The organism is Nocardioides proteolyticus (assembly GCF_051280635.3).
GTDB lineage: Bacteria > Actinomycetota > Actinomycetes > Propionibacteriales > Nocardioidaceae > Nocardioides.
This window is the reverse complement of the sequence record NZ_JBNBPO030000027.1, coordinates 1-11,754: the sequence shown is the minus strand read 5'-3', so window position 1 is coordinate 11,754 and position 11,754 is coordinate 1. Positions and strand designations below refer to the sequence as shown.

8 protein-coding genes and 1 pseudogene are annotated in these 11,754 nt (G+C 70.1%); 5 read left to right on the top strand and 4 right to left on the bottom strand.

Features of this window, described 5'->3' with window-relative positions; all coding sequences use genetic code 11:
• Window positions 1–419: 419 nt before the first annotated feature.
• The 5 genes from ACPOLA_RS15570 to ACPOLA_RS15550 all read left to right on the top strand — a co-directional run bounded on the left by ACPOLA_RS15570 (window position 420) and on the right by ACPOLA_RS15550 (window position 5,226).
• Window positions 420–1,109, top strand: coding sequence for a PD-(D/E)XK nuclease family protein (locus tag ACPOLA_RS15570; protein ID WP_435771376.1), 690 nt, complete (start codon window positions 420–422; stop codon window positions 1,107–1,109).
• Window positions 1,004–2,611: a TnsB C-terminal domain-containing protein gene (locus ACPOLA_RS15565; protein ID WP_435771374.1), complete on the top strand. Its 1,608-nt coding sequence runs from the start codon at window positions 1,004–1,006 to the stop codon at window positions 2,609–2,611. Before ACPOLA_RS15570 ends, ACPOLA_RS15565 begins: the two co-directional genes overlap by 106 nt.
• Before the next feature lie 83 nt (window positions 2,612–2,694).
• Window positions 2,695–3,429, top strand: a complete 735-nt coding sequence (locus ACPOLA_RS15560; protein WP_435771373.1) for an AAA family ATPase — start codon at window positions 2,695–2,697, stop codon at window positions 3,427–3,429.
• A gap of 1 nt (window position 3,430) precedes the next feature.
• Window positions 3,431–4,606 (top strand): hypothetical protein, encoded by a 1,176-nt coding sequence (locus tag ACPOLA_RS15555; RefSeq protein ID WP_435771371.1) that lies wholly within the window; start codon window positions 3,431–3,433, stop codon window positions 4,604–4,606.
• Window positions 4,603–5,226 carry a helix-turn-helix domain-containing protein gene (locus tag ACPOLA_RS15550; protein ID WP_435771370.1) on the top strand — a complete coding sequence of 208 codons (624 nt, stop codon included), beginning with the start codon at window positions 4,603–4,605 and terminating at the stop codon, window positions 5,224–5,226. The genes ACPOLA_RS15555 and ACPOLA_RS15550 overlap by 4 nt, the downstream gene beginning before the upstream one ends.
• Before the next feature lie 129 nt (window positions 5,227–5,355).
• Here the strand turns inward: ACPOLA_RS15550 and ACPOLA_RS15545 are convergent, their stop codons facing one another.
• The 4 genes and pseudogenes from ACPOLA_RS15545 to ACPOLA_RS15530 form a co-directional block, all read right to left on the bottom strand.
• Complete coding sequence (locus tag ACPOLA_RS15545) at window positions 5,356–6,597, bottom strand: TIGR02679 family protein (protein ID WP_435771369.1); 1,242 nt, start codon at window positions 6,595–6,597, stop codon at window positions 5,356–5,358.
• A gap of 140 nt (window positions 6,598–6,737) precedes the next feature.
• Complete coding sequence (locus ACPOLA_RS15540) at window positions 6,738–10,979, bottom strand: TIGR02680 family protein (protein ID WP_435771368.1); 4,242 nt, start codon at window positions 10,977–10,979, stop codon at window positions 6,738–6,740.
• The gene (locus tag ACPOLA_RS15535; protein WP_435771366.1) at window positions 10,976–11,320 is read right to left on the bottom strand and encodes a DUF2398 family protein; all 345 of its coding nucleotides are present in this window, start codon (window positions 11,318–11,320) and stop codon (window positions 10,976–10,978) included. Before ACPOLA_RS15535 ends, ACPOLA_RS15540 begins: the two co-directional genes overlap by 4 nt.
• Before the next feature lie 71 nt (window positions 11,321–11,391).
• Window positions 11,392–11,640 (bottom strand): annotated as a pseudogene (locus tag ACPOLA_RS15530) (DUF2398 family protein); the annotation flags it as partial.
• Window positions 11,641–11,754: the final 114 nt, after the last annotated feature.

Genomic DNA, 11,754 nt, shown 5'->3' with positions numbered 1-11,754 from the left:
GTGGCTGATGGAGCGGCGTGGTCCGGTGGGGCATGACGAGGAGGACGCCGATACGGCGCATCCCTCCGCAGAACCTGGTCGGCCCCCGCCCCGGTAACGGGGCAATGCACTGGATGGGAGCGACGTCACCGTCCGCCGCATGTCTGCTCGACGACGCCTGCTGGACCAGCGCAGCCTTGCTCCCCGCGACTACTTGGTCGACCCCTGGAAGTTCGGACAAGACCCTCAGGCCGCCACCCGGCTCCCGGCCGGTGGAGACCGACGGTCGCAGGCCGTGGCCCAGGTCCAGCACGGTCTTGCGTGCCGTATTCGGGCTCGAGGTGACCGGCAGGCAGCAGCCCTGGTCACCGAACGGTTCGGGTTCTCCAAGCAGTTCTGGTCCGCTTGCCTGCTGGGCCGTGTCTGGATGGGCGAGACCGGTGTTTCTGCAGCAGTCTGGCTTCTGCTGCGCACCCCGGGAGCTGCCGACTGAGCAGCGCCGACGAATCCCGGCCGAGGACCTCGCGCGGTGCGCGGTGCGGGGATTGCGCCGGATCGTCCTCGACCGACCATCCGCGGGCATGCACATCTACCGCGGAACCATCCCCGAATGGGACGAGGAACTGGCGCGAAGCGCCGACCTGGGCGCCATGGCCCACCTGGCGATCGCGACCATCGCACGTGACGGTGCCGGCCCGACGCTCGAGGCTCAAGCCAAGGCGGTGGACAGACTGCTGATCGGCGTCCGACCCGTCGAGAAGCGCGCGCATCGGCAGAACCTGCGCGCAGCGGTGATGTCGTACTTCAGCCACCTCGCCCTACCCGCGCACTGGCAGTTCGTCGCGGCCGAGTCGCGCCTGGGCCGCGGTCGCGTCGACCTTCTGTGGCGACACACCGACGGCCGCGTGCTGATCGACGAGGTCAAGGTCGGCCACCACCGGCACTTGGCTGCTTCCTCGGTCCGCTCGCAAGTCCTGGAGTACGTCGCCTCCGGCCGTGACCTGTGGGGCCCGCGGTTCCTCGGGTGCCGATTGCTCAGCACCCACAACCCCGCATCGTCCACCTTCACCGACACCGCACTCCACACGGTGCCGCTGTCCAGCACCTCCTACCGAAAGGACCGGCCGTGAACAGGCCCAAGCACGAACGTCCTCTCCTCGAGAAGGCGCTCGCAGCCCTGCGCGAGCACCGGGAGCGGGGCGAAGTGATCACACCGCACATGCTGCGTCACTACGCCGCGGAGTCTAGCTACTCCGAGCGGCACCTGCGCCGCGTCCTCAAGGCCGACGCCACCTCCATTGCCTTGACGGCGACCGTCAACGACGAGGCGAAGCCCGCGGAGGACCTGGATCCGGCCACCATCGCAACCGCCGTCTTCCTCGCCTGCGGCAACATGGCCGCCGCGCACCGGTTGCTCGCCCAGACCCGCCCGAAGCTGCAGCTGCCGAGCCTGCGCACCTTCCAGCGGCGGGTGAACCGGGAATTGGGCACCGGACAGCTCACTTACGCCCGCCGGGGAAGTGCCGGATACCGGGACGCGCAGGTCTATCTGACCAACGACTACCCGCACAGGATGAGCGACCTGCTTCTGGATCACACCGAGTTGCCGATCTACGTCGTGCCCACCGGTCACACCCATGCCCTCAAGCCGTGGCTGACCGTGGTCCTGGACGGGCGCACCCGCTACGTCTTGTCCTGGGTCCTGACCTTCGGTCGTCCCACCGCGGAGCAGGTGCGCGCGTCGCTGATGCAGGCCTTCACGTTGCGTGCGGCCCCTGACGGCAACACGCTGGTCGGCGGTCGGCCCACCCGGGCGGTCTGGGACCGCGGTCTGGAGTTCCTGGCCGACATCATCACCGAGTCCTGCCTGCGGCTCGAGATCATCCCCTGCGCCCTTCCGGCGTACTCCCCCCACCTCAAGGGACGCATCGAACGGTTCTTCGGCACCCTCAAGCCCGCCCTATCCGTGCTGCCCGGGTACACCGAAGGCCCCCGGGATCTGCGCGGCCACAGCGCCCTGGAGACACACGCGATGTGCGAGGACGAGTTCTTGGTGTGGCTCGCGGATTGGATGGACGACTACGTCTCCGGCCACGTCATCTCTGGCACCGGCCGGACGCCGCTGCAGATGTGGCAGGCCGACGCGACGCCGTTGGAGGAGATCGCCCCCGAGCGGCTGTGGCAGGACTTCCTGCTCGCCAAGAACGTCAAGGTCTCCAAGAACGGGATCCGGTTCGACACGATCGACTGGCTCATTCCCACCGGCGGTCTCAACGGCACCGTTGGGCGCAAGGTCGAGATCCGGCACCTGCCGCACGACCGCCACTTCATCGAGGTCTTCCTCGACGGAGAGCACCTCGGCACCGCCTACCCGAAGGACCAGCTCAACGCCGACCAGACCGAGGAGTTCCTCGCCCACCGTGCCGAGGCCCGTCGCGCAGCCGTGGCCCGGTTCACCACGGCCAACCGCACCCGGCGGGCCACCGACGGCGCTACTCGCATCGTGAGGGACAAGAAGGGCAACCGCACCGTCGTCGCCGAGACCAGCTTCGACGACCTCGACGCCGGCGCCGAAGATGTCCTCGCCAGCTTCGTCGAGGCCGACCCCGACCAGCTGAGGCTCGAACTGTGACCCCCACCGCCAATCGCCCTGGCCGCGAAACGCCGTCCCCTGGCAGCCCTGCCCCGAGCACGATCGCCGCCACCAGCCCTACGTTGGGCCATCTACCGACGCCCGCGCTCACCGAGGTCCGCCACACCGCCGAGTACGTCATCCCCCGCAACGAGGTCATGCTCGTCCACGGCGCCATCGGCACCGGCCGATCCACCGCAGTATCGGCCTACCTCGCCACCCAGCGGCTTGCCTCCCACCAGATCGACCTTCCCCCCAGCCAGAACGCCATCAAGATCAACACCTGGCTCTACCGGCAGCTCGCGCCCAACGCCGACCTGCCCCTGCGAGACCTGCAGGACGACCTGATCGAGGCCCTCGGCGAGCAGGACCGGATCATCGTCATCCGAAACGTCGAACGACTCACCAGCGAGGCCGCCGGCCAGCTCCAGTGGCTCCACGCACACCCCCACACCAGGTTCGCGATGATCCTCATCGGCGACGAAGCCGTCGGCGACGCCCTGAGACGTGACCCCCTCCTGGCCCACGCCATCACCGGCACCGTGCACGTCAAACCGCTCACCAGCGGGAAGCTGCTCGACTGCCTCCAAGGCCTCCACCCGCTGCTGCGCAACGCCGAGCCACCCCTGCTGACCGCCATCGACGACCAGGTCTGCCACGGCAACCTCGCCCGCTGGACGAACTTCCTCCACCGAGCACTCTGGCTCTACGAGCGCGACCCGAGCGCGCCCGTCGGCACTCCGCCCCGCCTCGACAAGCGCCTGGCCCAGGCGACCATCGCCAGCCTCGCCAAGATCCCGAACCGGAAGCACACCTGAGATGGACATCATCACCGTCCCCGTCCTCGACGGTCCGCTGCCCACAGCTCCCCACCACCCCCAAGACCCCACCGGACCGCTGTGGGTGGAGGTGCGCCCCGACCTCCGACGCCTTCACGTCCTCGCCGGGGACGTCCTGGCCGCGCTCGGAAAGCGCCGCGACATCGCAGGCAAAGGGCGCAACGAGTACGAAGACAGCGTCCACGCCCAAGCGTGGCTCGCTGCTCACCGAACCCGTGAGCTCGTCGTGCTACACGCCGAACGACTGCGTCCCCAGACCCTCGGCCGCCTGTGCGACCTCGCCGCGGGCGCGGGCCTGCAGCACCTGTGGCTCCTGCACGGACCACCGCCGACCGAGGCTCACGCCCACGGGCTCGCCCGCCGTACCACCCGGATTGGCGACGTCGACGACGTCGCCCCGGCCCGGACAGCACGCACACCGAACCTCCTGCCCGCGTGCGACCTGCCCCGGATGCCCCGGGTTGAGTTCACCAGCTTCTGGGACGCGTGCCTCGACCACCTTCACGGGGACGACCTGGACCGCACCCAGGCCCGCCTGGTCGACGTCATCGCGGCCTGCAACACCGCATTCGACCGACACGGTGCCACCCAGGACACGGTCGCAGACCTGGTGTTCGACCTCCTCAACCAGGCGCCTACCGACAACCAGCTCGCGGTTGACATCCGCGGCCTGCAACTGGCCGCATGGCACCGCGAGCTATACGTCAAGGTGCATCACACGCAGCTACACCACCACGAGGAGCGGCCACTCCTCCCCCGCGCGCAGGTCGACGACACGATGCTCGCCTACCGCCAGCCGTTCCGGCCGCTCACGACAGCTCTCACCCGGGCCGGACACGGCGTCGGTGACATTACGACCATCCGCCTCGCCGACTGCAGCCCCGACGACCACGTCGTTCGCTGCAGCGGCGAGATCATCGAGCTCACCCCCGCTGCCGGGGTCGCGCTACGGGCTCAGCTCCACCTTCGCCGCGCAGCCGGCGCCGACCCGGCCGACCGGTTGCTGCCCCACAGCCCGAAGGCGCTGGCCAAGGCTCTGACCGACGCCCGTATCGACCTGGGCATCCACGTCCATGGCCGGCGGGCAGAACGAAGCCGCGACCACACCTTCCGAGCGCTCCGCCAGCTCGGCATCACCGTGCACGAGCTCCCATGATCAACACGAGCTACCTTCGCGCGCTTCGCGTCGATCGCGGTTACTCCATTCGTGGACTCGCCAAGGCTGTCGGCGTCGACCACCAGACCATCCGGCGCCTCGAGAACGGCGCCGATCCCGGGGACCTCCCCCTGCGCGTCCTGGACCGCATCGCCACCGCACTCGGCGTACGACCCGCCATGCTCCTCGCCAACGGCAACGCCGCCGAAGGCCACGAGCTCCAAGAACGCATCGGCGGAACGATCATGTCCGCTCCCGGCATCAGCCTCACCAACCTCGCCGCGGCAGTAGCCATGCCGATCGACGAGGTCGACGCAGCGCTACCGGCTCTCGACACCGCACTGACCAGCGTCGGACTCACGCTGACCCGGGACGGCGACGACCTACGAGTCACACCGCGCGCCGTTCATTCCGCACGGGAGGCGGACACCAAGCCCATGACGGTCACTGAAGCCCGCCTGTTGCGCCGAATTCACCGCGGCGAGGATGTCCGTCGCACGATGTCCAAGGCCGATCGCACAATCACGATCCCGAGCCTGGCCCGACGTGGATCGATCAACATCGCCACGACCGTGCCGGCTCCCACGTCGGGCCTGTGCCGGCGACCACCCACCACCTGAACACGACACCCTGTGCAGATCCTGCCCACTTGTATGGATCGCTGATTCATACAAGTCCATAGCGCCATCGTTACGCGCCGGCTTGATCGCCACCATGGGCAACACGCCACCCGCGGCGCCGACTGGCGGCTAGTGGGATGCTTCGGTGCCCTCGTCCTGGCCTGACTGCGGGCTCCCCGCGGGACGGTGGAGGTCGTCGAGCAGAGTCGCCAAGATCAGCTCCTCATGGACTGCGACACCGAGGCGCTCCATCTCGATCGCCAGCGTCGGGTCCCAGGCCGTCGCGACCGGCGTGCCGGACAGGCCAAGGTTCGCATCCGACGGCAAGCCGGCGACCGCAACGCTGTAGTCTTCCGCGGCCATCCGCCACGGCGAGGCGCCGGCCGCGAGCACCCGACCTGCGATCGCGACACCTTGCCAGTCGAAGTCGCCGTGATACCGAACGGCCGCTCCGTCGGCGATCAGGCGGCGGAGCAGTACCCACCCTGCGGTCGAGGGGTTCCCCGATGTGCACAACAGCACCTCGGGTACGCGGGCCTTCGCTGCCGCCTGCAGAACCTGAGGGTTCTCCACCACAGAAACGACCGTGCCTTCTGTGCACCAAGAGGGCACCGCGGCGACCGGCCCGTGGAGCTCCTGCAGCGTCAGGTGTGTGACGAGGCCCAAGTCGGCGCGGGACCGCATCATCACCGACCACGGATCGTTCCCGGGTGGTCGCAGGGCCCACACCAGCACAGTGCCGGACACGTGGTCGGTCGTCACGCCGAGTCGTCCCCACAGGTCCCGGCGAGCGCCCGCAGTCTCTGGGACCGGTACCTCGAGGGCGGTGGCCGCGGCCCGCAGAACCAGGGCGGATGCGACCCGACCGTCGTCGAGGCCGTGCGCGTCACCGGTGCAGCGGCTCGCGAGCTCGGCCAGCTCCCACCCCCCGAGGCCGGTCTCGCCTCCGTCCTGGGTGGCGGGGGCGAGGACGCCAGCGGCACGCATCTCGGCCAGGACTGCTCCAGCGCTGCGGATCGCGGCTGCGGCACTGGGGCCGGCGCGGGTCAAGAGCCCCGTCCGGCGGACTGTGTCTACAAATCCGGGCACCCACCCGGCATCGGTCAGGCCCGCATCGGCGAGCGCAGCATCGAGGAGGCCGATCATCTCTGCCCGGCCCTTCACTGCGTCCTCCCGGGCCGCCGCCCGGTCCACGAGCGGTCGTCCGGCCAGGTCGGCGACCACCGTCACGAGGCCGGCGGCAGCGGACGAGGCACGCAGGGCACGGTCCAGATCATCGAGCCGCACCCCGACTCGGCCGGCGCGCGTGTTGCTGCCCAGGAGCCCGGACAGCCGGTCGGCTCCGATCTCATCCAGGTCGATGGTGACCACGCCGCCGGCTCGGAGCCGATTGCGTTCGAGGCGGTTCCGCACTGCCTCCCACAGCGGAGTCAGGCACGGGTCGGTCAGGTACGCCCGCAGTTCCGGGTCGAGCCTTGGCCGGCTAGATGGTGTGCCGCCCTCTGGTGTTGTCACCGGGCAGCTCGCAGGTGCTTGTTGTGGCCGTCCCAGTGGACGTGGGTGGTGACCGCGGCGCTTCCTTCGACGCGCCGGATCTCGTAGCAGTCGAGCTTCGGGACCTGCGGATAGGTGCCCCACAGGGCATGGCCGGTCATCGCGAAGTCGAGGTCGAGCCGGACCAGGAGGCCCATGAGTTCGCCGATCGTGCGATCATCGACCTTCGCGAACGCGTCGTCGAGGAGCATGAGCCGCAGGGCACGCTTCGCGTCCGGGAGGCCGGACAGGTAGGCGTCGACGGCTGCGAACAGCGTCACGTACGACACGAACCGGATCTCGCCCTGGGACAGTTTCGCCCGTCGAGCGATGCGCCGCTCCAGTCCTGGGGCTGGGCCCATGATGATCACCTCAACGTGGTGCCATTCGCGGTAGTCCAGCGCCTTGCGCAGGTGGGCGGCGAACCCGGCGGCTGCGTCGAGGGCGAACGACTCGTCGACGCGTGCCTTGAGAAGCTCGGTGAGCTCGGCGGTGTTCTCCGGCGAGCGGACACGGGCGTCCGTGGCGACGAGTTCCCTGATACGGGCGATGCCGCCGTCCGCGGACTCGGCCAGGCGCCACCGCAGCTTCACGCCGATACCGTGGCTGGTGCGGATGGCGCCCAGTCGGCGGGTCATGTCGTGGATGAGGTGCTCGGCCTGCCCGATGCGGCGGCGCAGCTCTTCGGCGACTCCACCGAGGACGAACTCGGTGAACACCCGCCGCTCACGATCCGAGAGGGCATCGCGGCCCTGCTGGCAGAGCCGCTCGAGCTCGTCGGCTGCCTCAGCGACCGTCCGGGTGCCGGCGGCGTCGGACACTTCGACGAGGCGTACGCCGTCCTCGACGTCGACCGTGACGTCGAGCGTGCCGGTCAGGTTGTGGTCCAGCGTCTGCTCCGCCTTACTCGCAGCCGTGTCGCTCACCGTTGCGGTCGCGGTGCCGACCTCGGCACGGACCCGGTTCGCGGCCGCCTGCACAGAGGAGACGCTCACGTCTGCGATCTCGAGCGGTTCCACAGCTGCGCCGGTGGCGGCCGCCACCAGGCCCGGGAGTGCGTACCGGCGGACCAGCCGGCCGGCTGCCGTGGCGAGCTCGGTACGGGTCGCTTCTGCTTGTTCGGCAGCGGTTGCTGCTTTGCTCTCAGCGACGCCGCAGTCGTGCTGAAGGGACTCCATGGACTCCCGTGCGGAGCCGAGCTCCCTGCTGCGTTCTTTCAACGCCGCTTCGGCCGCCTTGAGGTTCGCGAGCGCTTCGGCGGCGTCGGCGCCGAGCATTTCGCGGATCGACTCGAGCTCGGTGGCCTCGCCGTGCCACAGGGTCCACGCTTCGTCGGCCGCGGCTTCGACTTGGCGCCGCGCCTGCCGTTCGCGGTCGAGCCGATTGACAGCGTCGGCGTGCAGGCCCAGCCGCCGGTCGAGTTCGTGGGTCATCCGGATCGCCGTTGCGCAGGTCCGGTCCGCTTCGGCGAGCGCCTTCAGCACCTCGGCGAGCTCGGCACTGCCGGTCGGGAGGCTGAACTGGCGGCAGATGTCGAGGTGCCGCGCGCTCGCCGCGGCCCACTGCGCCCGGAGCTCCTCGGCCCTACGGGCGGCCCCGTCAGCGGCCTGCTGTGCTACCTCGGCGCGACCTGCTGCCTCGATAGCGCTGACACGTGCGCTGGAGACGTCTCGGGTGACGGGCGCCCGCTGGACCCGGTCGTTGATCCGTTCCAGGGCGGTCTCCGCCTCTACCCGAGCGCCCTGTCGGACCTCCGCGGCCCTGTCTAGGTCCGCCACCTGTTCGGCGATCTCGGCCAACCGGCGGGCTCGAGCGGCGGCGCGGGCCGCGGCACCGATGTGAGCAGCGGCGGGCGGCTGGTGCCGGCCGGACAAAGCGCCTGCGCCCCAGGACCCGTCGGTGTCGACCCACACCGATCCGGCCTCGGCGCCGTACCCGATTCGGTCGAGGACGGCGGTGACCGTGGCGGCGGGGAGCCCGGATGCGTCGTCGGGCACCAGGGTGCCAGTGACCGGCGTTACCGCGGGGTCGCCGTGGGGGCGGATGAGGATCTGACCGTCGGGGGCGCGGAGGGATGCTTCCGCGGTGACCGTCGCGAGCAGCAAGCCGGAGGCGAGCAATGCACCTTCGAGGCCGGCCCGGTCGGCGGCGGGGACGACGTCGGCGAAGTTGATGGCGCGCCACAGCGGCACCTCTCCTTCGGGCGTGGGCTGCAGCCACGGTGGTGCGGCGGGGGCCGGGTCGATCGCGGACTCGAGGCGGGCCTTCTCGGCCTCGAGCTCGGCGCGGGTCTCCCGGGCGCGGTCGTCGGCGTCGGCGAGCCTGGCCAGCTGAGCGGTGTGGCGGCTGCGGGCGTCGCTGGCTGCCAGGTGCGGGACGCGATCGAGGGAATCGAGGTTTTCGGTGATCGCAGGGCTGGTCTCGACCACGGTCAGCTGGGCGGGGTCCCCGAGAAAGTCCTGAAGGGCGTCGAAGGTCTGCCAGGCGATGCCGGAGCCGAACGCGTCGAGCGTGTCGGGGTCGTCGAGCCACGCGCTCCACGCCTGGTGCAGTCCGTTGACCGCGGTGTCGAGCGCGCCGGCCCGCTCGCCTGCGGTGGCTGCTGCTTCCTCGGCTCGCTGAGCTGCGGTCGCGGCTGCGGACTCAGCGGACGTGACTTCGGCCTGCTGGGTGTCGAGGCTCTGCGCGGTGGTCAGCCGCGTGGCGGCATGACGCTGCCGTTCTCCTGCGGCAGTGCGGGTGCGGTCCAAGTGTGCGGCAAGGTCGGCCGGGGTGGGGCCGACGGTCACCTCTGTCGCGGTGGGACGGGTGAACGGTTGCGGGTCCTCGTCTCGGTCCACGCGAACGGTGTCCGCTTCGGCGGGGGATGTCGTGGTGCGCGCGCCGACCGGTTCTGGCAGCCGGATGGGGAGACCAGCGGCGGCAAGGGTCTGGTGCACCTGGTCTAGTTCGCCAGCCACGTCGCGGGCCTGGGCGAGGACCTCTTCGGCGCGGGCGCGTGTGGCGTCCGCTGCGGCATCCTCCGCAGCGCGGGATCGGGCAGCGGCACCCAGGGCGACGTCGGCCGAGGCCCCCTGCGCGTCGACGCGTTTGCCGCGCTCGTCGAGGTCGCGCTGGGCGGCGTACGCCTTGGAGGCCTTGATGCCGGCGATCGTCCGCTCGAGCTCGCTGACCGCCTCGGCAAGCTCCCCGGTGGTGGCCTTCGCTTCGGCGAGCTCGCTGACGAGCTCCTGGTGACGGGCCTTCTTGGTCGTGGCGTCCTTGTCGGCCCGGGATGCTGCGGTGGCTGCGGCGAGAGCTTCCTCAGCGGTCGCGGTGAGAGCACCGGCGGCGTAGCGGCGGTAGGTCTCGAGGAAGTTGCGGACGTGGTCGCGGGCCGCCTCGAGCCGCTCCTGGGCGTTGCGGGTCTCGGAGAGTCCGTCGAGCTGTTCGCCCGCGGCGGTCAGCGCCGCTTCGCTCAGTGGGGGTAGCGCTTCGGAGAGGATCTGAGGCAGCTTTCCTTCTTCGATCCGGTTCCCGACGTCGGGCGAGCGGAGCGTGTGGAGGAGCTGGAGGAACCCGTCGTACCGCTCCCGACCGGTTTCGCCGATGAGTCCGAACACGGCGGTCCGGACCCGGTCGCGGTGGGTGGTGGGCGAGTCGGTGATCTGGGCCGAGCCGATGAGCTCGGTGAGCTGTTCGCGGCTGAGCGCGTCGCGGGTCGGGGACAACAGCGGCAGGTCGTGTCCAACCCTTCGGTCGGTGATGAAATACCAGGCCTTCACATCGGTCGTGGCCGGGGAGTACCGCAGGAAGGCGCCGATCGTCAGGTAGGCGACGTCGCGCCCGTCGGCGATCGCGTCGGCGTCGGCCTCGTCGTCGGGGTCGAGGTCACGGGCTAACTCTAGCCACAGGTACCCGGGCCGGTTGCCTTGCCCGTCGCCACCGGCCTTCATGAGGTCCTGGAGGCGGACCTTGTTCGCTCCGGTGGCGTCCATCTTGCGGCGGTCGCCGTCGAGGAGGAACGGGAGCAGCATCTCCAGCGCGCGGCTCTTGCCGGAGCCATTGGTGCCGCGGAGCACGAGTCGGCCGCCGGACAAGTCGAACTCGGTGTCGTAGTAGTACCAGACGTTGACGATGCCGGCCCGCCGCATGCGCCACCGGTACGGGTGGTGCTGGGCGGGAGTCTGGTCGTCGCCCGCGCCTGCGGGCGCATGCGGGTTGAGGTCGGTGATGGTCATGGGACCTCCGAGTTGGTGTCGAAGAGCGAAGGGTCGCCGCTGTCTGCGTCCGTGGTCGCGCCGCTGGAGGTGCGTCGCGGGCGGGCGGGGGTGCGCACGGGTTGGGGCCGGTACCGGAAGCAGGCAGGGTGCAGCGCGAGGCCGTTCGGGTTGGCGCTGACCAGGGAGACGGCTTCGAGTAGGTCGACGACTTCGGTCCGCAGCCGGTCCACGTCTCCGGCGACGTCGGCTCGCCACGACTTTCCGTTGCGGGCGGCGAGGTCCTCGAGCTCGCCGGTGACCATCTCCCACGAGGCGAGGGCACCAGGCACCTGCCGGGTTCGGTCGCCGCCTTCGTCCATGGCCTTGGTGTCGTCGCTCGCGGTGGCCCGGCTGTGCGTGGGGCGGTTGACGGTGGTGCCGGCGGTGGGGCGGAGGTGTCGGTGAGAGCGTCGAGGAGCAGGAGCGCGGCTTGGCGGACGGTGCCGTTTCCGGGGAAGGCGACGTCGGTGAGTTCTTCGTCGGGGTCGTATGCGAGTGCCCCTTCGGCCCGCACTTCGAGGATGAGTCCGAAGTGGTCCTCGAGCGCTCTGGCGACGTCGCGACGTTCGCGGGAGAGGACGTCGGCTTCGGCTTCGGTGAGGTCCTCGCGGCGGGTGAGCGGGTTCTCGGACGCTCCTATGGATCGTCAATCCCTGATTGGTCCTGATTCGAGTAGGCGGTAGAGGTCGCGGGCGATGTAACGCTTGAGGCAGCGTTTGATCTCGCGGCTGGTCTTGCCCTCGCTGGTGCGGCG